Source organism: Paenibacillus sp. FSL H8-0537 (genome assembly GCF_038051995.1).
Classification (GTDB): Bacteria; Bacillota; Bacilli; order Paenibacillales; family Paenibacillaceae; genus Pristimantibacillus.
In genome coordinates this window covers 3,420,963-3,442,041 of the sequence record NZ_CP150290.1, presented here as the reverse complement: position 1 = coordinate 3,442,041, position 21,079 = coordinate 3,420,963, and the positions used below count along the sequence as shown (strand labels likewise).

The following is a 21,079-nucleotide window of genomic DNA, read 5'->3' as shown; positions in this document are numbered from 1 at the left end:
CCCTTCTGGTTAAGGCTTCATGAACACCGTTTTCACTGCTGTGTAAAACTCGATAGCCGCCTGTCCCTGCTCGCGAGAATGGGAGCTGGAGCCTTTCATTCCTCCGAACGGCGCCTGCAGCTCCACGCCCGCTGTCTCAGCATTAACCCGGACGAGCCCTGCATCCGTTTCCTGAATAAACTTCAGTGCATAACCCAGATTGCTCGTATAAAGGGAGGCACTGAGTCCATATTCCGTATCGTTCGCGAGCTCAATCGCCTCATCAAGGTCACGCGCCTCAATCAGTGCCAGCACTGGCCCGAAAATTTCCTCCCGCGCAATGGCCATCTTCGGCATCACCCGGTCGAACACGGCCGGTGTGATGAAGTAGCCGTCCGCGAGTGCCGGATCGTCCGGCCGCTCGCCGCCGACGAGAAGCTCTGCGCCTTCCTCCTTGCCCTTGCGAATGTAATCAAGCACGGTTTCATACTGCTTCTGGCTGGCACATGGTCCAAGCCACGTCTCCGCGTTCAAGCCATCGCCCACCTTTAGCCTTTCCACCTTCTCGAGCAATTTCGACCTGAACGTCTCGTAAACATCGCGCACGACGATAACGCGGCTCGTTGCGGTACACTTTTGGCCGGTTGAGCGAAGGCCTCCGCTGATTGTTGCATCAACCGCGAGGTCCAGATCGGCGTCGGATGCGATGATAATTGGATTTTTACCACCCATCTCCAGCTGATACTTCGCCCCGCGTGCTAGAGCTTTCTGGCCGACACGCTTGCCGACCACATCAGAGCCCGTAAAGGTTACGGCGTGAATGCCCGGATGCTCGGCGATACCCTGCCCAATGACGGCACCGTTGCCAATAACCATATTCACAACGCCCGCTGGAAAGCCAGCTTCATGGAAGCAAGCCATAATCAGCGAGGCGGTGAAAGCCGTCTCTGCCGCCGGCTTCCAAACGACAGTGTTTCCGAATACCAGTGCGGGCGCTATTTTCCAAATGGGAATCGCTACAGGAAAATTCCAAGGTGAAATGACGCCGACGACGCCGAGCGGCGCGCGGGTCGTGAACATTAACGCTTCTGCGTCTGTTGCCGGAATCACGTCACCGACAGGACGCATACCCTCGCCTGCGTAATAGCGTAAAATGGCTGCGCCGCGGGCCGTCTCCCCCTTCGCCTCGCCAAGCGTCTTGCCCATCTCGCGGGTCATCGCAAGGCCGATCTCCTCCAAGCGACTCTCCAGCAGATCAGCCGCCTTGAACAGCAGGGCGCCGCGCTGAGCTCCGGTTTGCTTTCGCCATGCCTGGCGGGCAGCCTCAGCGGATGCGACCGCAACGTCTAGATCGTCGCAGTCGGAGTCAGGCGTTAAGCTAACGATTTCGCTGTTGCGGGCCGGATTGCAGCCAGGCTTGCGGCTGCCGGAGAGAGGCGACTTCCATTCGCCTCCGATATAGTTATCTATTGCCGGAATTTCCGGGTTCACCGTGTATTCGCTGTTTACCATTATTTTTTCCCCCTTAGGCGTGATTAGGAGCCATGTCCAGCTCATGAGTACTAATTACCGTGTTCACCAGCGTCCCTATACCTTCGATTTCAATTTCGATGCGGTCGCCGGAGGCCAGCGTAAACTGGTTAGGCGGAACGAGACAGGTGCCTGTCAGCAAAACCGTACCGTCGAACAGCTCGTTATCTCGTTTCAAGAAGCCAACAAGCTCCTCCAGTTTGCGCTTTAACAGGCCGGTATGAGCCGTTTCTTCAACGACCAGCGCTCCGTCCCGGTAAATGCGGCAGGCAATTGAGAGCGCGTAAGGGTCAGCGACCGTCTCCGCCAAGCGGACGAACGGTCCGATCGAGCAGGAACGCTTCCAAATTTTCGCCTGCGGCAGGTAAAGAGGATTTTCGCCCTCGATGTCGCGGCAGCTCATATCATTGCCAGCTGTATAGCCGACGATTGCACCAGAACGATCTAAGACAAGCCCAAGCTCTGCCTCCGGCACCTGCCACGAGGAGTCGCTTCTCAGGCAAACCGACTCACCAGGTCCAACGGTACGGGCCGCTGTCGATTTCATAAACAGCTCCGGCCGTTCGGCCTCGTACACCTTGTCGTAAAATGTGGCCGCATCGAGCCTTCCATCCGTCGCTTCATAATTTCGCGCCTCACGGCTGCGCTGATAGGTTACACCTGCCGCCCATACCTCCGGTGCGTCCAGTGGCGTCGTCAGGTTCAGCGTTTCGGCGGGAGCACCTATCGGCGAGAGACTGCCGAGCATCGTCTCAATATAAGCAGCGGTTGTCAACCCGGCGGTGCGGGCATTTGCGACGAGTGTCATAAGATCCGGCGCATCTAGCCGATAAGAATCTCCGTCTTCTGTCTTTACTCCCAAATAGGGAAGCGAGTTTTCGAGGTAACGAAATATACGCATAATGACATGACCTCCAATCAAATTGTTTTACATTATAAAACCGCGTTCTTATATTGTGGTAAAAAAAGATCCGCCCAGAATCTTTGCATATAATCGCATTATCATGGACGGTAGCCGAGTCCGCGTGAAATCTGTTCTGCCGTCTCCTGCAAAAGCAGGACGAAAGCCGCTAATTCCTCATCTCCGACTGTTGACGTCATCGTCGAGATGCTGATCGCCGCCGTAATGTTTCCGCTGTGGTCATACACCGGCGCCGCGGCACAACGGACACCTGCTTCATTCTCTTCCCGGTCGTAGGCGACGCCTGCATTTCGCGAGGAGATCAGCTCTTTCAGGAAGTCCGACTTGTTTGAGATTGTATGTGGCGTATGAATGGAATAGTCGTATTTCTCCAGCAACCCCTCCAGCTCAGCCTCCGGCACGTAAGCCGCTAGCATCTTGCCGACTGCGCTGCTGTGCAGTGGTACACGTCGGCCAATCCGGGAATATCGAATGGCTGCTTTGCTGCCTTCAACCTTATCAATATAGACGCCTTCCGCTCCGTCCCGGATGACAAGATGAACAGTCTGTCCCGTCTTCCCTGACAGTGCATCCATCGGTCCTCTTGCGATCTCCCGGATGTCAAAGCTCTGCAATAGCAGCTGCCCCTTCTCCAGCAGACGCATCCCGAGCCGATACAGCCCATTCTCATCCTGTTCAATGTAGCGATGATGTTGAAGCGTCTTAAGCAGGGAATGCACAGTACTTTTATGCAAGCCGACCCTGGCACTGATCTCGGTTATTTTCAATACTCGATTATGCTCATCAAACAAATCCAGAATAGTAAGTGCACGGTCGAGTGATTGAATGATGGGCATGGAATGTATTCTCCTCCTTTCGTTTTATAATTTAAAACAGCGTTCTCATATATTGTACCAAACTATTGACAATGTCGTCTAGCTTGTTTAGAGACAACCGTAACACTAAGATCATTGATAATGTAGATCAATTGTTCCAGTGTCGAACTTGGCTTTCATATTATCTAGTACCTGGTCACGACTGGTTCCTTCGAAAGTAACACAAGCGAATTGCCCGCATTACTTTCACTCTGTTGACAATATTAATTATTCGTTTTTTTTCGAGCCCGATATAGCTGCGGTGTTACGCCGACAACTCTTTTGAATAAGTTAGAGAAGCTTCCCAGGCTGGTATACCCTACATTCTCCGCAATATCGGTAATCTTGTATTCGGTTTCTTCCAGCAATCGTTTGGCCTCCTGTATTCGTTCGTGAATAATCGCGTCTGACAAGGATAATCCGGTCTCCTTCTTGAATAATCTGGATAAATACGCCGGGTTTAGATAGACATGGGCGGCCAGTTCTTCGCGATTGATTTCCTGATTCAAACGTGCACGAATGTAATGTCTGATCTTGGTGACGACGGTAGAGGAAACATTCTTGCTTGTCCTAAGAAGTAATACGGTCACCCCTAGAATCCCTCTCGTCCAATTTTGCAAACCTACCGAGTGTTTTGGATAACTTTCCTTATCCAATAATTGCTTTAATTCCACTGACTCGTGCATGGACAAACCTTTCTTGGCCAGAATGGTATGAACAATAAAGAGAATGCCATGAATGAATTGTCGATGCGATTCATTCGTCCATGTGATCGCCTCACTGCTGCAGAACCATTGCTTAACACGGCTATCCAGCTCATCAAGCTCGCCGAGTTCTAGAATGGTCGCCCACTCTGCAAACAAGTTCATTGGAGCAACTACCGGTATTTGATTCAACAGCTTAGCGGAAGGCGGATAGGCCGGAGTGAACACTTGCTGTGAGCTGTTTAGGTTGCTTTGCTCTCTTTCTGTCACGTGAGCATAAGCGCTAACGATCTCCGGCAGGAATACCGTCGGGCTGATATAAATCGACAAGGAACAATGAAGAATCCGTTTGCACTCATTCAGGAACTGCCGGCAATTGTAACCAAGCACGTTACCAACAAGAACCTCTTCGCCCCTCACATATACAATCGCCAAATTGAGGCCTACATGATCCTGAAGTACGACGCCCTCTAGCCCTCTCAGGAGCAGCTCTCCAGCCAAATTGCGAAGGGCGTACTCCATAATAGCCTCATCACGAGCGCTTAAATTTTCCTTCCATTGTTCCAAGCCTAACAGAACTAGTATATAACGATCATCCTTTTTGAAGTCTAGGCCGCAAGTTTGCGTAGACCTTTGCAATGATTCCGGGAGAAGGGATGTGCGCTGGCTAAGGATGTCTTGCCAGAAGCGTTCCACTAATATAGGCAGCTGATGCTCCCATTTTCTTCGATAGTCTTGTATAAGCATTTCAAATTTATGCTGCTCTTTCTTCCTGGCGACTTCTGCGATAGCTTCACTGGCCACCTGTTTCAATTGCTCGTAATCAACAGGCTTCAACAAATAATGGAATGCCCCATGGTGGATGGCATGCTGTGCATACTCAAAATCAGCATGGCAAGTGAGCATAATCGTTAGCGTGTCCGGTGAGTGCTGCGATACCCAGACTAATAATTCCAGCCCGCTCCTCCCTGGCATCTCAATATCACAAATAAGCAAATCTACAGGATGGCGCTCCAGGCACTCCACTGCTTGTTCTACGTTTTCCGCCAGATTGACATCGGCAATACCTAATTCGTTCCAATTCACGCCTTGTTGCAAACCAAGCAAGGCAAAATATTGGTCATCGACGATCAATATCCGGTACATATGTAAGATCACAGCCTCCTATGTATAGGCAACATTATTTTTATAACTCCACCGCCCTGAGGATCATTGTAAAAGGTGATATTCGCCTGTTCATTATAGAACATACTCAAGCGTCGGCGTACATTCCATATCCCTAATTGGCGGTCTGTCGGATCTTTTTCATACAATCCTAGGTTAAGCCTTTCGAGCTGCAGCTCGGAGAAGCCCGGACCAGAGTCGCTGATTTGGATGACCATATATAAAGCGTCATCTTTGCCGACTTCTTCATTTATCGTAATGTTGACTCTAAATGGTTTTGTGTTATTAATAAATCCATGCTTAATCGCATTCTCCACGAACGGCTGCACAAGCAAGGGTGGTATAAGCGCATTCTCTAGCTCCTTCGGGAATCTATCATGAAAGCTAAGCTTGCCTGGGTACATAACCATCTGTATTTCCATATAATTTCGAATATGATTCAATTCACTAGTAAGTGTAATCCACGTATCGTTGGTGCTCATAATGAATCTGAAATAGGAAACGAGGTGGGCAATCATTTTCTTAATCAGCGAATACTTCTGAAGCTCTACAAGATGAAAGACAATATTCAAAGAGTTCAAGAAAAAATGCGGGTTTATCTGAGCTTGAAGATGCTTAAGTTCTGCTTGCTGCACTTTCATTTTTTCTTCATATACATCGATTTTAAGATTTCCGATTTGTTCGGCCATCCGATTGAACTGCTCTGTAATCAACTGGAACTCCTTCGATTTCCCTTCCTTAAGACGGTAATCCAATTGTCCCTTTCCAAGTATGCGCATCCCGCTGGTCAACTGTTGAATAGGCTTAAACACGAGCCGATTTAGTAGAAAGAACATAATAACCAATATCACAACAACCGCGATAGGAATGGCTTTAATCACGCGTTGGAACATAGGCAGCTCATCCAAAAGTGATTCTTCATCCAATAGAATGAATACGTTGAGATCCGAGAAAATGGACGGTTTGTCTACAAACAAGTAGCTGCTCCCATCATTGAGGCGTATGGATGCACTAGCATGATTCGATTGATCATTCAACTTACTGCGGAGCAAGGCAAGATCCTCCTTTGAGAATTGCCCCCATAGCAAATTGCCATCCTTGGATATAATGCCGATCTTTTCGTCGCTACTGACAGACTCCAATTGGGTTAAAGGCTGTGCTAATGAGTCAATGCTGACAAGTACACCGATGAGCAGCCTCCCACTTTTATCAGGCAGCACCTTAAACAAGACCGGCTCACCTCCGACGGTAACGATTTCCCACTTCAAGGAAGTCGGAAGCTTGAAGGTCTTCAGCTGGGAAGACAGTCCGGAACGAATGGCGTCCTTCTCCTTGTAATACTCTTTTTGGCTGCTGAGGAAGAGTTCATCCCTATCAAGGTGATACACAAACACGCTGCGAATACTGGAGTAATAGCTGACATCGCTATACCATTGATCCATTAATTTTCGTATGGATAAATAATAATTAACACTTTCCGGATCACTTTCCGAGTATAGCTCCAGCAGCATGCTCTCGTTTGACGTACGAAGTAAATAAGTACTCGTCTGCTCTAGCAATTCATCAAGAGCACCTAAGTGAAGGGTCAGTGTATCCGATGCAGATTTTGCGACTTTCTCCCGAACAATGTTTGTAGAATAAATGTTAGTGTAGTATAAAAAAAGAAAAATAGGCGTCACTAGAAGCAGAACGAGAGCGCTTACTTTAAATTGTAAAGATAATTTCACAGTTTCTCTCCTTTTCCTATCCTATTAACGCCTGTGAGGCACAAAAGGGGAAAGACCTCATCAGTCTCCCCCTTTGCCTGCTTATTTTTGCTTCGTTTTCCATTCATCGTACTGCTTTTGAACTTCGGCGCGGATGTTCTCGATACCGTTAGCTTGTAACTTTCCGTTGTATTCAGCCAATACCTTGTCTGCGTCCAAGCTTCCCGTTTCAAGCAATGGGCGATATTCCTTAATAATATTGCTGACGACAGACACTTCTGTTTTGACGGGAACCGTATTAAAGTTAAAGCCGAATGACTTCACCTTATGAGATTTCTCATTATAGGCCTTGAACTTCTCCCATTTGTCAGCGCTTTCTCCTTCCCACAAATAAGTGAGTGTCTGATTGCCGAACATCCACTCGATGCCCGGAGCCCATCCCGTATCCGTACGGGTAGCCACGCCATCCGGCAGCTTAATGAAATTATCCTTTCCTTCTACCTTGACATATTGCCGGTTTTCCACACCGAAGTCAATCAGATTGATTAGTTTCTTATCGGTATGCAAAAGATTCAGCAGCATCATTGTCCGCTCCGGATCGATAGATGTACGCCCTATTGCCATCATGGAGTTGCTAACGCTAGCCGTGCTGATCTCGGGATCGTTCCCTTTAAGCTTGACGAGCTCAATACCCGTAGCAATGGAATCCTCTTTGTCGGAATCCGGTTTATCGGACCCAAACTTCATCCATGTTTTCCCAGCCTTCAGCGCGTCTTCGGCACTCGTTTTGGTTGTTGCAGCATCTTGGTTAATGTACCCCTTCTTAAACCAGTCACTGTAAAGTCTCATTCGATAAATAGCCATATCGGACTCCATAGAGCTGATGATCATCTTGTCTGTTTTCGTGTCCAGCACGATTCCGGCAGGCGCACCCGCTACGAGCTCGTAGCGAAAGTTTTCCTCCACACTCGGCCTTGTTTTGTCGAAATAACCAAGTGTATCGGAGCCGCTGCCAGAAAGCCAGATTGGAGCAATGCCAGGCTCCTTATCCTTAATCGTTTGAAGCCATGGCTCCAGATCCTCCAGCGTATTGATCGAGTTGACATCAAATCCATATTTATCTACTAGATCCTTCCTAAACATAATCGTATGGCTTTCACCAATTTCTTTATTGGTTGGAATGGCGTAGATTTTATCATCTACTTTGCCGCCGTCAAGAAAACGGGGATCCAGCGTCTCTGTAATTCCTTGTCCGTATTGGGCTAACAGATCGTCGAGCGGGAGGAAAGCCCCTTTAGATACATTATTGGCAAAATCAGCCCAGTTCGGAGCAAAGGTCAAGTCCACTTGTTCACCGGACTGGTAGGCCAGCGCCATCTTTTCCGACCAGGTGGACCAAGGTAGTCCTTGAAAGTCGATCTCGGCATTAATTTTCTCTTTCAAATATTTGTTGATTTCTGCTATAACTTCCTTCGAGTCGTTCTGAGGGAAATTACCTACGGTATACACTTTGAGCTTGCGGTACTTCGAGATGTCGGGATTGCCGGATTCGCTGTCTCCGGATGTCTTGCTGGTTGACGCCGGATCTACGCTAGGCGTATTGGTTGAGCTTGAGTTGCTACTGCAACCGGAGATTGCCAGCATGGTCACGGTTAGCCAAGCAAGCGCAGTACCCCACCCTTTTATTTTCTTCATTTCGTTGCCTCCCCATTCATATAATCATATATTCTAACCAGCCGTAAAGCCAGAGTTAGACCATTTAACCTTTAATAGCTCCGATGGTGAGTCCCTTGGTGAAATACTTCTGGAAGAATGGGTAGACGAATAGAATAGGACCAATAGAGACGACTACCATCGCCATGCGAAGACTTTCCGTTGGAACCGCTTCTTGCACCATAAGTGCTACGCCGCTTCCCGCCAATTGATTTTTAAAAAACTCCGCTTGGCGAATCATTTGAATCATGACATACTGCAAGGAATATTTATCAGTATCATTAATGAATAACATCGAATTGAACCAATCGTTCCAATACATCAGCGTCGTGAACAAACCCACAGTTGCGAGGACTGGAAGAGAAATAGGAAGAACCAGCTGAAAGAAAATTCGCCACTCCGATGCTCCGTCTAATTTACCCGATTCAATCATCTCTTCCGGAATGGTCTGCTGAAAGAATGTACGAGTAATGAAGATATAAAACGCGTTCGAAAGGCCAGGAAGAATGAGCGCGGCGAACGAGTCCTTCAGCTCCAAAAAGTTGACGTATAGCAGATAGAACGGGACCAGCCCTCCTGAAAAAAGCATCGTAATCAGAAGATAAAAATTAAATGCTTTTTTGAAAGGGAAATCCTTGCGGAAAATGGGATAGGCATATAAGGCAATTAATAATACTGCAATTATCGTTCCAATAATGGTAACGCTAAGGCTAACCCCATAGGCTTTTACGAGTGTTGTGGAATTGGTAAATAGATACTGATAGGCGGATACATCCAGTTTGTCAGGCCAGAACTTGTAGCCTTGTAACGTTAGCTGTTTTTCATCTGAAAACGAAATAGCGACAATCAGCACGATAGGCATAATACATGCGAGACTAAAAGTGATGAATATAATGTGAAGGATAGCCTCGGCTAGCCTAGAGTCCTTCTGGGACGTTTTAACGCTTGCTTTTGGGTTCATTTCGATTCTCCGTTCTAGAAAAGTGCTGTATCGCGATTAAGTTTTCGAGCCAGACTATTGGCTCCAATGACAAGGAAAAATCCAACAACCGATTGGTAAAAATTTGCCGCAGAGGACATTCCCAAATCATTGAGCTGAATCAAGCCTCTGTAAACATAAGTATCAATGACATCTGTCGTAGAACGCAACGCGCCAGAGTCCAGCGTAACGTGATAGAACAAGCCAAAATCCGAGCGGAAAATGCCTCCTAAATTCAGAATCGTCAGGATGACCATCACAGGAGTAAGGAGCGGAATCGTGATTCGGGTGATCTGCTGCCATTTGCTAGCTCCATCCATTTTCGCAGCTTCATATAACTCCTCACTGATCCCGGTTATTGCCGCCACATAGATGATGCTGCCTATACCAACAGAGTGCCACATTTTTGTTATCCATAAAATATAAGGCCATGCCTGAGGGTGCATATAAGCATTGACGGAAGAGTAGCCGAACAAGGGCAAAATATATTTCACCAAAAAGCCGTATTCCGGATGTAGAAAAGCATACACGATATAGCTGACAACGACCATAGATAAGAAATTCGGCATGATCATAATGGTCTGATAGACTCGCGAAGCAAGCTTGGCACGCACTTCATTAACAGCAATGGCGACTGCAACCGAGAGAATTAGCCCGGATACAATAAAGGCAACATTGTAGGAAACCGTATTAATGGTTACTCGCCATGCATCTGAGGTCGCGAAGAGGAATCGGAAATTGTCCAGCCCCGTCCAAGGGCTGCCCATAATTCCATCAATATAGTTAATATTCTTGAAAGCAATGAACACCCCAAACATGGGGATATAGCAGTTAACAAAAAAAATAAGGCTTGTTGGCAGCAGCATAAGCAGCAGCACTCGATGTTTCACAATATTTCGCAGCAGAAGGGTGATGCCCCTCTGTCGCTGTGAATGCGTTTGCTTAGACAAAGAATTTACAGGGGATGGAATAGCCATAGTCTTTAACCTCACTCTAATTAACAGGATAGATTTATTATAGTGGAGGAAGATCTAAGTTATCTCTATCGCAGGTGACCTCTTTTATTCAAAAGTTACTTTTTCTATTATTTATTATTAATATAGAGTGTTCTCCCAATATAAATGATTAAATAAGCCTGTATTTATATCCATCGTTTAAATGATCACTTTAATAGATCCCGCACTATACACATTGTTTCTTTATTTATGAGCTTAAGCTTCATTCAATAGCTTAACCGAATTGATATTTTTTCATCTCTCTTCTATGTTTTTATTCCAATAAAAAAGGCAGTGATCCTCTGATCGACTGCCAAGCCACATACTATTAATTGGCGGAAACTTTGCTTCGATCCGATCCAAAGCTTCTTGTACCGTTGTCGGAGAAGGTGCTTGTTCCCACCAATTGGACGTCCAGGTTCTGACGACTGTCAGCTTAAACTTGAAATTTTTGAAAAATGAGCTGAGAAAAATGAAATAAATCATTTTTCCATACTGGCCAATCGTGGCCTCCGCTCTCCTCGTACCAAATGTGAGGTACATTATACTGGGACAAATAAGCATGTGTCAGGTCGCTGACATGTTTAAGATTATCCAGCACTCCGCATGAAAGCCAGAGCAGCTTAAGTTTCGAGGTTGTTTCCTCAGGATTAGGTACTAGCCGTTCAGGTGCCTTTGTATTAGGAGCAGAAGAGAAACCGCCAATCCATGCAAAATGGTCGAGATTCCTCAACCCGATATTCAGCGATTGCCCTCCGCCCATAGATAAACCGGCAAGCGCACGATTCTCTCTTTCGGCCAGAACCGAATAGTTTGATTCTATAAATGGAATGATTTCATGTAACAAATCATATTCAAAATCCTCGAAAGCCTTCAGCTTATCAGTATCGAATAGATTTCCCTCCGCTCGATCATTGGGCATTGCCCGACCGTTTGGCATGACGACGATCATCGGCGCAAGCTTGCGCGCTGCATACAAATTATCAAGAATAACTTGCGGATTGCCATGATGGTACCATTCCGTTTCGTCCCCACCGATACCGTGCAATAAATAAAGTACGTTATACCTTTGATTCTCTGTATATCCGGGTGGGGTGTAAATCATCATTTTGCGTGAGGTGCCTACCGTTCTTGAGAAATATTCAACCGTGTCTATTTTTCCGTGGGCGATTGTTTCCCCATATTGGTCATACCCTGCTGGTGCGTTATTCAATATTAAATGATATTTAGCCATGTTCATTATCTTCCTTTCCTTAATGGAAGTACTTCACTGCCAACAGTGTAGTACTTCCATTCATTACTAACAACCTGTCGATTCATACTTCTTTCTCATCCCCCCAAAGTAGAGTTAAGCGGGGCATACCCCATAATTCGACAGGTTGCCGTCGACCATTGTCTAGTAGTAAACTCATTTTGCAAGCGCATACATTTAGTTCCATTGGAAAACTCGCCACCAAAGAGAAAGGTATTGGCCGCTCCACCCTACCTAATTACTACCATGATTCACATAAATCAAAAAAATAAGGGAGATGTATCGAATGAGTAAGAAGAAAGTTAGTTTAGGAGTCAAGGTTATGCTGCTTCTCGCACTATTGATATCACCGATGCTGCTAAGCGGAAATCCGGCAGAAGCCTGGGTTGGCATGCCAATGTCCAAGCTCCATGTTAATGGTAACCAGTTGGTAAACACTGACGGTCAGCCCGTATTGCTTAGCGGGTGGCATCAGCCTTCCGGTGCTTATTGGACCTATCAGAACAGCAACTACTATCTGAATCAGAACGGCGGGAATCGGCATGCTGCTATTCTGGAATATTTGAAGGATATTACCGATACCTTTACGAGCACTTCCGCCAAATACGGCAACAACCATGGATGGTATATGAATCAGGTCCGTCTATTCATAGATCGGGAAGACATGGGAGACGTTGCAGCGGGCACCTATAACTTTGCTGGTTTGCAGGCCGTCACCCAGAACGTAATCATTCCTTATATCAACTATGCTAAGACCAAAGGCCTATATGTAACACTCGGTCTCGATTACACATTGAATAACAACCAAGCGACAACGCCCGACAACCTTGCTAAATTCAATCAGATCTGGGGCTACCTAGCTGACCAGCCCGGCATTAAGAGCGCGGATAACGTCATGTTCGAGCTAATCAATGAGCCTGTATTATCCGATGTTAACGGTGTTTGGGGCGGAAATCCTTCCCAGTCCAATTTCGTTGCTCACTGGAACTCGCTCAAAAATTTCCAAAACTCGATGATTTCTACAATCCGCAGTAAAGGCGCAGATAACGTTGTCTGGGCGGCGGGACTCGGCTGGGATCAATACTATCAATTATGCGCAGCGTATCCACTGACGGATCCACTGAACAATGTTGGTTATTCGGTCCATTGGTATCCAGGCTATGGCGCCAATGACAATTATGCGCCTTTACAGCAGCAGTGGGATACCAATATTAAGCCTTGCGCTGATAATTATCCAATCAATATTACGGAAACCACCTGGTTTAAGAAACAACCCGGAGACTCCTCCTATTGGGAGCTGTTTAACGGTTCAAACGAGGGATTCGGCAAAAACACGAAAGCGATCTTCACAGCAGCAGGCAATGTGAGCATTGCCGTCCATATGAACGGGTTTTTGCTGAATTCCGGCACAAGAAGCTCGTTCGCAGACCCGACAGCTGGCTTGCTGTATGATGGCAATACAGCCCGCGATGGGATGGCCCGTTTTATTTTTGAATGGTATTATGAACGCGCCCAGTTCAATCCTTGGAATGGTGTTTGGAATGGAGTGACGAATGGTGCCACGTACAAGCTTGTGAACCGTGCATCGGGCAAAACACTCGAGGTGCCGGGCGGGCAAAATACGAACGCCCTGCAGCTTCAACAGTCGACGGACAATAATACGGCGGCGCAGCGCTGGGTCGTTACGAATCAAGGAACCTATAACAACTATTACAAGTTGCGGAGCGTGAGCTCATCTGACAATAAAGTCATGGATGTTCGTAACGGAACGAAAAACAACGGGGAAGCGATTCAGCTTATGCAGGATCTCTCTAATACAGCACAACAGTTTCGATTGATCAAGCTGAGTAACGGATACTGGAGCATGCTTAATGTGAATAGCAACAAAGCAGTTGAAGTGCTGGCATCCTCCACGGCAAATGGTGCGAAGATCCAACAAAATTTATACCGAGGCGATCTGAATCAGCAATGGCAGTTGGTTCAAATTAATTAGCCAGCCGATTTTTGTTTGATAGAGTAAGAAACCAAGGAACATGAATGGAATATGTTTTCTCAGCAAAAAAGCTGGTGCCTTGTTTATCAAGCGCCAGCTTCTTAGCTAAGAATAGGATTTCGGAGCAAGGTGCAAAACCAAAAAATTGCTCTTGCTTAACGCTTGAAATATTGCCTGACCAGAAATTGCATAACCTCACCCGGAAGCTTCTCCACAAACTCCGCCTTTTCCGCAAATTTCATGCCGTATGGTGCTTCCGCTGTACACGGTTTCCATAGAGGCATATCCTCTCCGGTTGAATCTTTACCATTTGGATCTCCCGTGCCAATGAAATAGGCAAGATAGTTGCACATCTGACGGGCAAGATCATAATGCTTGCCCACAAAGGGCCGCCAGCATTTGGCCAGTGTCTCGAAGTGAAACCACAGATCCACCGAATGAAAGGTTCCCGGATTGTCCCAGCCTGGAATGTCGGCATCAAAAGTGTAATAGTACATAGGGACGCCGCTGCCGGAATCACTGTTGGCCTTAACGGAAACACGGGCCGCGTATTCAATATGGTTAACGGAAGCCTGACTTATCATTTCCTTCAGATTTTCTGAATGATCAGCAAATAGCTCAAGGTATTCCTTCGCTTCCTCGCCGAACATTTCAACAGCCATAGCTCTGAATTCATCCACGCTGCTGACAACGGGTACACTGAAAAATTCGGAGGCGGTATTTCCCAGCATAATCGGTACCTTATGTTGCTGCCCCTTCAGAAAAAGGTCATAGGGATTGCCTTTACAGTACACTTGGTCCACAACTGTTCCCCATAATCCCCTATAATCTAGCATTTTATCGCGAATATATACGGCATCCAGTTTGCGAGCCTCTTCCAGAGTCGACACACCTATAAATTCAAAGAAGGACGCTCCTTCCTCCTCAGCCGTCCTTAGGGATCGGTTTCTTGGAGGCACTGGGTTGTTTGGGTAGAGCGGAGTAAAGACACCGCTCATAATCACGGCCCGCTGGAACAGCCCCTCATTTTGCGGCGAGGTCAGCTGGCTCAGCACACTGCCGCCGCCAGCTGACTGTCCCCCTATTGTGATTTGATCAGGATCTCCGCCAAAAGCAGCAATGTTTCGTTTCACCCACTGCGTACCCGCCTGCTGATCAAGATGTCCAAAATTCGCGGGAGCATCGGGCGATTCGGCAGTAATTTCAGGATGGCTTAGAAAGCCAAAGGCATTCAAGCGGTAATTCACGGTTACTACGACAATTCCTCTGCGGGCAATACGTTCGCCGTCAAACTCCATTTCGGCCGTATGTCCGACCTGGAACCCTCCGCCAAAATACCATACAAAAACAGGAAGCTTCTCATCGGTCTGTTTGGCAGGTGTCCACACATTAAGGTAAAGACAGTCTTCATCCATCGGAAGGTTTGGATCAACTGCCCATTCCCGGGAATAAATATTATTGATATCAATGACAGTCGGTGCTTGCATTGAAATGGGGGCAAAATCATACGCTTTCCGTTTCCCATCCCAGCTTTGCACAGGCTGAGGAGCACGCCAGCGGTTCTCTCCAACAGGCGGGGCTGCGAACGGAATTCCCTTGAAGCTGGTAATACGCGGATCAGCCGCTGGCAGACCTTGAACGATACCATTCTCAACATGCACTTCTCTTAACATGCATTCGCTCCTCTCTGAATATAAGCTCGAACTTACCCTTTTACTCCGCCTACCATCATGCCTTTAACAAAATATTTCTGCAGGAACGGATACACCATAATAATCGGCACCGAGGCAACAATCGTCATCGTAGCACGAACTGCCATAGGCGTAACCATATTTTGCTGTCCTCCGGTGGCCCCTTGAATCATTCCATCCATGCTGGATGTTCCGGTGGTCGTATTGGAGTTCTGTAAAATTTTCTGCAGTTCATATTGCAAGGTGCTTAAATTGCTGTCTGATGAATTATAAAGAAATACGTCAAACCACATATTCCATTGGTATACCCCGGAAAATAAAGCTACCGTTGCAAGCACGGGCACCGTTAACGGCAAAATAATACTGAAAAAGGTTCTGTAATCTCCTGCACCGTCAATTTTTGCCGACTCAAGAATACTTTCTGGAAGATTCTCAATAAAGGAACGGATAATGATCAGGTTGAAAACGCCAATGATACCCGGAAGAATATACACCCAGAAGCTGCCCACCAGCCCCATGTCTCTCATAAGGAGATAATTAGGAATCAATCCTCCGTTAAAATACATGGTCATAATGAAGGCCACGGTGATGAATTTGCGCAGCACATATTCCTGTCTGCTAAGCGTAAAAGCCACCATGGCTGAGCAGAAGACTGTGACGACGGTTCCTATGACTGTGCGCAGGACTGATATGAAAGTCGCATGAAAAATGGTCGCCTCTCTAAAAATGTAGCTATAGTTAGCGAGTGTCCACTCTCTTGGCAGCAGATATATTCCGCCTTTTATTGAATCCTGTGCACTGTTGAGAGAAACCGCAAGTACATTCAAAAAAGGGTAGAGAGTAATGATCATCAAAAAAATCATAAAGCTGTAGTTGCAAATGATGAACAAGCGGTCACCGATGGAAGAGTTCATTTGATGCTTGTTCCGTTTATTCTTTTTGACTGCTACGGTTTCCATTCGTGCTCCTCCTTTTCTAATACAGCCTGGCTTCGCCCATGCGTTTCGCAGCGTTATTCGCTATGAACAAGAGAATGAAGCTGACCACGGTCTTGAACATGCCTGCTGCAATGGAAAGAGAGAAATTACTCTGGGCAATCCCGTATTTCAACACGAAAATATCGATGTTTTCGGAATAATCCACATTCATGCCGTTGCCTAGCAAATATTGTGGTTCGAATCCCGACTCCAGCAGATATCCGATATTCATAATTAGCAGTATGATCACAACAGATTTAATACCAGGCAATGTAATATAGATCATCTTTTTGAAACGGTTCGCACCGTCAATCTCTGCAGCTTCATATTGTGTAGGATCAATCGTGGTCATCGCCGCCAGATACACAATGGTATTCCATCCTATGTCTTTCCAGATAGAGCTGGCTCCGAATATGGTCCAGAAATACTCAGGAATGCCTAAGAACAATATCTCACTACCGCGATCAATAAAGCCTAACCCTACCAACAATTGATTGATCGTTCCATCCGGCGACAGAGTCGTTTGGATAATGCTCGCGGCTACCACCCATGATATAAAGTGAGGTAAATAGCTGACTGTCTGAACTACACGTTTAAAGGCAATATTGCGTATTTCATTAAGCAGCAAAGCAAGTGTAATCGCTGTAACGAAGCCAAAAATCAGATTAATCGAGCTCATCGCCAGCGTATTCCGAAGAACCCTGAGAAACCGATCATCCCCGAACAAAAATTTAAAATGCTCGAACCCAATCCAGGCTTGATCCATAAATTTCTTAGCCGGCTTATAATCCTGGAAAGCGATGGTCCAGCCCCATAGCGGTAAATATTTAAATATAATTAGCCATATTAAAAAGGGAACGGACATGATAGCGAGGGCACGCTGTTGAAACAGCTTTTGAAAGAAAACACTGATTCGGCTCGGATGTTTGTTTGCCTTTGACTGTGACATGGCCAATACCGTATTTTTGTCCACCTTTATTCTCTCCTTCCAAAACCATACGGGTAAAGCAAACATTCAGAAAGGCCAGCCTCAACCGATGCAGTCCGGCCTTTCTCCTAAACAGGATTACTGGTTCGCCATCTCAACCTTCAGCTTCACTTGCTCCGTTGTCCATTTTTCATAGCCAGCAGTGTCTAGCTTACCGAACTCCTTCATATACTCCTCCCATATGGCATCAAACTTATCTGGAGCTGCCATTACCATTTTCGGGAAGTACTTCTTCGTCATTTCATCCTTGCTTGCTTCCCATAGCTGTTCCGGTGAATTTTGCTCCTTGGCAAATCCCCAAGCAGGGAAGTAAGGACGGCTGACCGGCTCAGCATACAACTGGCTATAGGTTTGAACACCATATTTCTCCAGAATGAGTTTATCCTTCTCCGTCAGTGTCATTTGGAAAACCTCTGGCTGGCTGGCAACATTTCGGGCATTGCCGTCAGCAAGTGTAGAGGTAGCATTATACATTGGCCAGTTCCAACTGTAATATTTGAAGCCAAAGCTTTCTCTGAACGGCTCATCAATTTTGTCAATTTGCTCTTGAGTACGATAGTAGCGGCCTTCTTCATTTACTTCATAGGTTTCGCCCTTGATTCCCCATGACAACAGTGTTTGATTCTCTTCTGTCAGCATATTGTCAAAGTACTGAATGATTCGGACCGGATCCTTGGCGCTGACCGTAATCCCGATTCCGCGGTTGGTTACCAGTCCGCCTGGAGGATCAAGATAAGCATCTGGGGTATTTTCATCAAAGGTTATCGGCAGCGGGAAATAATTATATCCGTCCAGGGAAGGATCTTTTCTTGCCGCATCCTTCAGGACATTAAGCGCATTGTCTACCTGCCAGCGGTAATCGAAAAAGCCGAGTACCTTATGGGAAGTTAATTTGGCGATATACTGGTCGTAGTTATCAACAAAGGATGCTTTATCAAAAAGTCCGTTTGCATTGAGAGTATTTAATTGTTTCAGCCACTTCTTGGTGGCGTCTGAACCTGCATACGTTTTGGCTTCCCAAGTGTTGGTATCTACCATAACGTTGCCGTCATTCGGATAGCCCATAAGGTGCATAGGCGGATTGGAGGTTGCAAAAAATCTCCAGTCATGTGTAAGTGACACTAATCCTGTCAGATTTTCGTCCTTATGCTTTTCCCGATAATTCGTGATCAGCTCGACATACTGATCCAACGTTTTGATCTTGGGATATCCGGCTTCCTCCAGCACACGACGCTGCACCCAGAAAGCCGCTCCCGCTTCCGGCTCAGGAATAAAATCGTTCACCTGCGCGGCAATAGGGAGGAAATAGATTTTTCCATCTTTAGATTTCATTTGATTCAGTGATTTTCCATAAACCCGCTTGATATTCGGACCGTATTGCTCAATGAGATCATCGAGCGGTATAAAAGCACCTGCATTCAGCACTTCTTCTATTGCTGCATCCGGAATCAGCACATCAGGGTAATCGTTTGCGGCAATCATCGTTCCAATCTTTGTATTTAAGTCACCAACTACAAACTCCAGTTTAAAATTCACACCGGTTTGATCCTCAAGAAGCTTACCGATTGTAGTTTGATTGGTATTACCATCCTTCGAGCCGGCTACCCCGTTGAAAATTTTAAATGTGACTTTATCCTGTTTGGTTTCTGTAGTCGGATTACCACTCTGCTCCGCTGTTCCTGTACTCCCCTTGGTATTATTGTTGCCAGAGCAAGCTGTAATCATAGATAACGATAAAACGGCTGTTAAACAGAGAAGCCACATTCTTCTGGTTTTGCTCATTGCTTTTACTCCCCCTTATATATGAATGGTGTGCTACTCCCTTAGTATAAAAGCGTTTTCATCCCATCGTTACCCATTAAATTATGGTTTATTCTTTGAAAACTATGGATTCGATGGGATTTTTAGCACGATCCGTGTTCCTTCACCAGGATGGCTATGTACTTCAAATACCATTCGGTCGCCATAAAGCATTTTGCCTCTGTAGATGACATTCTGTATCCCAATCCGGTCACCAATAATTTCCTCCGACTTGAGGTAATCATACAGCCTGCTGACCTGTTCCCCGTTCATGCCAATTCCATTGTCTTTGACCGAAAAAACGACAAAATCCTCCTCAATCCCAATCCGGATATCAATTCCCCCGCCTTTTTTCAGCGGTTCAATTCCATGAATGCTGGCATTCTCCACAAAGGGCAGAAACACCATCTTAGGGACTACACAAGCACGAGCCTCAGGCTCTACATCAACCTGGTATTTCAACTTGTCTTCAAAACGGTATTTCTGTATTTCTAAAAAGCACATGATAAAACCCAGTTCCTCCTCCACCGTTACCCATTCCTTATTCCAGGTTAAAGAGCTGCGTAGAATCATCGCCATACTTTGAATCATTTTGGCTGTCTCCTTCTCATGCTTAAGCAGACTCCGCATCCGTATCGTTTCCAGCGCATTGAACAGGAAATGGGGATTAATCTGACTTTGAAGAGCATTCAGCTGCGCCTTCCGCCGTTCCAGCTCAAGTGATTTTTTCTGGATGGCCGTGATATACACATCGTTAATTAATGTCTTAATCTGCATAATCATATTGTTGAATTCGAGCGTCAGCTGACCGATTTCATCACGGGCTTCCCCATACATGATCATCTGGAAGTTCTGTGTTTTTACTTTCTTCATATGCTTCAGGATTTCGATAATCCGTACGTTAATGGATCTTGTAATAAATAAGATAATTACAGTAGGAAAAATCATCATTACGCAACCGGACCAAAGAATGAAATAGCGGGACTTCACCTCCGCCTTAATAATCTCATGCTCATTGATGGTACCCACGATCTTCCAGCCGCGCAGATAACTAATGCTGCCATATCCCTTTTCAAATTGAATGAGATTATCTGATTTCAAGGAGCTGTACAGATGCTTGGTATTAGCCTGCCAGTCAATTGCCCGGTTGGTTGTGTATTCTATCCGGTCTCCTGGACCCAGCAGGTACATATCTCCCTTCACATTCAAATTAGAAAAAATTTCTGTGATATCAATCGTCTTGAAGTCAAGTTTGATCAGCTTTTCCTTGTCCATTCGATCCGCGAAATAATCCATTCTCCGCAGCAGCGAAAAAGATTGAAACTTGCCCTCCGGGTCTTCGATGCGAACGAATACAGGCTGTGGTGTCGCATCCTTCAGCCAAAGCTTATACCATGCTTCTTCACGAACCTCATCGGATAATATGCCGATATTTCCTGAATTCAAAAGCGTGGGATTGTCTACATATATCGTTTTGTTTTGCAGAGAAGAAGAGAACGGGGAGTAATTGTTCAGAATTGATCTTAAATAGAGATCATAGGCTTCTACATAGTCTTCCGTATGCGTGAAATTCATGTTTAACACTTCATTGGTTTTGTAATCCGCATAAAAAAAGGAAGACAACCCTACACCTTGGTCAACCATTAACTGGAATTCATTTTTAATTTGCTCCACGGCACGGTCAATATCATTGATTCTTTGTTCTTTTACATTCTCGGTAATAATATTATAAAAAATCGCATTCGTCAGAATGATAGGAGCAATGACACCAAGGAAATATACCAGAAACATTTTGTTCCGCAGCCGGATATTATTCAGTAGATTCATAGATT

The 21,079-nt window shown here is 45.9% G+C and carries 15 protein-coding genes; 1 reads left to right on the top strand and 14 read right to left on the bottom strand.

The genetic code is table 11. The features are described 5' to 3' along the window. Nucleotides 1-9: 9 nt before the first annotated feature. The 9 genes from gucD to MHB80_RS14330 form a co-directional block, all read right to left on the bottom strand. Nucleotides 10-1,491, bottom strand: a complete 1,482-nt coding sequence (gene gucD, locus MHB80_RS14370) for an alpha-ketoglutaric semialdehyde dehydrogenase GucD (protein WP_341282757.1) — start codon at nt 1,489-1,491, stop codon at nt 10-12. 13 nt (nt 1,492-1,504) lie between these two features. Further along, the gene (locus MHB80_RS14365; RefSeq protein WP_341282756.1) at nt 1,505-2,410 is read right to left on the bottom strand and encodes a fumarylacetoacetate hydrolase family protein; all 906 of its coding nucleotides are present in this window, start codon (nt 2,408-2,410) and stop codon (nt 1,505-1,507) included. Nucleotides 2,411-2,511: 101 nt separating this feature from the next. After that, nucleotides 2,512-3,267, bottom strand: a complete 756-nt coding sequence (locus MHB80_RS14360) for an IclR family transcriptional regulator (protein ID WP_341282755.1) — start codon at nt 3,265-3,267, stop codon at nt 2,512-2,514. Between the two features lie 242 nt (nt 3,268-3,509). Continuing rightward, on the bottom strand, nt 3,510-5,135 hold the full coding sequence (locus MHB80_RS14355; protein ID WP_341282754.1) for a response regulator: 1,626 nt from the start codon (nt 5,133-5,135) through the stop codon (nt 3,510-3,512). A gap of 8 nt (nt 5,136-5,143) precedes the next feature. Continuing rightward, a complete protein-coding gene (locus tag MHB80_RS14350; protein WP_341282753.1) occupies nt 5,144-6,880 on the bottom strand; it encodes a histidine kinase in 1,737 nt (578 codons plus the stop codon). A gap of 81 nt (nt 6,881-6,961) precedes the next feature. Continuing rightward, a complete protein-coding gene (locus tag MHB80_RS14345) occupies nt 6,962-8,554 on the bottom strand; it encodes an ABC transporter substrate-binding protein (protein ID WP_341282752.1) in 1,593 nt (530 codons plus the stop codon). Nucleotides 8,555-8,618: 64 nt separating this feature from the next. Continuing rightward, nucleotides 8,619-9,533 carry a carbohydrate ABC transporter permease gene (locus MHB80_RS14340; protein WP_341282751.1) on the bottom strand — a complete coding sequence of 305 codons (915 nt, stop codon included), beginning with the start codon at nt 9,531-9,533 and terminating at the stop codon, nt 8,619-8,621. A 14-nt stretch (nt 9,534-9,547) separates the two neighbouring features. Beyond that, on the bottom strand, nt 9,548-10,441 hold the full coding sequence (locus MHB80_RS14335) for an ABC transporter permease subunit (RefSeq protein ID WP_341282750.1): 894 nt from the start codon (nt 10,439-10,441) through the stop codon (nt 9,548-9,550). Between the two features lie 541 nt (nt 10,442-10,982). Beyond that, nucleotides 10,983-11,780 carry an alpha/beta hydrolase-fold protein gene (locus MHB80_RS14330; RefSeq protein ID WP_341282749.1) on the bottom strand — a complete coding sequence of 266 codons (798 nt, stop codon included), beginning with the start codon at nt 11,778-11,780 and terminating at the stop codon, nt 10,983-10,985. 304 nt (nt 11,781-12,084) lie between these two features. Here MHB80_RS14330 and MHB80_RS14325 point away from each other — a divergent pair, with 304 nt between their 5' ends. Continuing rightward, nucleotides 12,085-13,791: an RICIN domain-containing protein gene (locus tag MHB80_RS14325; RefSeq protein WP_341282748.1), complete on the top strand. Its 1,707-nt coding sequence runs from the start codon at nt 12,085-12,087 to the stop codon at nt 13,789-13,791. A gap of 155 nt (nt 13,792-13,946) precedes the next feature. Here the strand turns inward: MHB80_RS14325 and MHB80_RS14320 are convergent, their stop codons facing one another. From MHB80_RS14320 to MHB80_RS14300, 5 genes are all read right to left on the bottom strand, one after another. Next, entirely contained in the window at nt 13,947-15,464 is a 1,518-nt protein-coding gene (locus MHB80_RS14320; RefSeq protein ID WP_341282747.1) for a carboxylesterase family protein, read from the bottom strand. Between the two features lie 32 nt (nt 15,465-15,496). After that, nucleotides 15,497-16,396, bottom strand: a complete 900-nt coding sequence (locus MHB80_RS14315) for a carbohydrate ABC transporter permease (protein WP_341282970.1) — start codon at nt 16,394-16,396, stop codon at nt 15,497-15,499. Between the two features lie 61 nt (nt 16,397-16,457). Beyond that, nucleotides 16,458-17,408 carry an ABC transporter permease subunit gene (locus tag MHB80_RS14310; protein WP_341282969.1) on the bottom strand — a complete coding sequence of 317 codons (951 nt, stop codon included), beginning with the start codon at nt 17,406-17,408 and terminating at the stop codon, nt 16,458-16,460. Nucleotides 17,409-17,525: 117 nt separating this feature from the next. Beyond that, the gene (locus tag MHB80_RS14305) at nt 17,526-19,229 is read right to left on the bottom strand and encodes an ABC transporter substrate-binding protein (protein ID WP_341282746.1); all 1,704 of its coding nucleotides are present in this window, start codon (nt 19,227-19,229) and stop codon (nt 17,526-17,528) included. A 102-nt stretch (nt 19,230-19,331) separates the two neighbouring features. Further along, entirely contained in the window at nt 19,332-21,074 is a 1,743-nt protein-coding gene (locus MHB80_RS14300) for a sensor histidine kinase (protein WP_341282745.1), read from the bottom strand. Nucleotides 21,075-21,079: the final 5 nt, after the last annotated feature.

Coding starts and splice junctions, on each gene's coding strand:
- MHB80_RS14345 (WP_341282752.1), bottom strand. CDS start 8,554: ATGAAGAAAATAAAAGGGTGGGGTACTGCGCTTGCTTGGCTAACCGTG.
- MHB80_RS14310 (WP_341282969.1), bottom strand. CDS start 17,408: ATGTCACAGTCAAAGGCAAACAAACATCCGAGCCGAATCAGTGTTTTC.
- MHB80_RS14325 (WP_341282748.1), top strand. CDS start 12,085: ATGAGTAAGAAGAAAGTTAGTTTAGGAGTCAAGGTTATGCTGCTTCTC.
- MHB80_RS14305 (WP_341282746.1), bottom strand. CDS start 19,229: ATGAGCAAAACCAGAAGAATGTGGCTTCTCTGTTTAACAGCCGTTTTA.
- MHB80_RS14340 (WP_341282751.1), bottom strand. CDS start 9,533: ATGAACCCAAAAGCAAGCGTTAAAACGTCCCAGAAGGACTCTAGGCTA.
- MHB80_RS14355 (WP_341282754.1), bottom strand. CDS start 5,135: ATGTACCGGATATTGATCGTCGATGACCAATATTTTGCCTTGCTTGGT.
- MHB80_RS14315 (WP_341282970.1), bottom strand. CDS start 16,396: ATGAACTCTTCCATCGGTGACCGCTTGTTCATCATTTGCAACTACAGC.
- MHB80_RS14320 (WP_341282747.1), bottom strand. CDS start 15,464: ATGTTAAGAGAAGTGCATGTTGAGAATGGTATCGTTCAAGGTCTGCCA.
- MHB80_RS14330 (WP_341282749.1), bottom strand. CDS start 11,780: ATGGCTAAATATCATTTAATATTGAATAACGCACCAGCAGGGTATGAC.
- MHB80_RS14360 (WP_341282755.1), bottom strand. CDS start 3,267: ATGCCCATCATTCAATCACTCGACCGTGCACTTACTATTCTGGATTTG.
- gucD (WP_341282757.1), bottom strand. CDS start 1,491: ATGGTAAACAGCGAATACACGGTGAACCCGGAAATTCCGGCAATAGAT.
- MHB80_RS14365 (WP_341282756.1), bottom strand. CDS start 2,410: ATGCGTATATTTCGTTACCTCGAAAACTCGCTTCCCTATTTGGGAGTA.
- MHB80_RS14300 (WP_341282745.1), bottom strand. CDS start 21,074: ATGAATCTACTGAATAATATCCGGCTGCGGAACAAAATGTTTCTGGTA.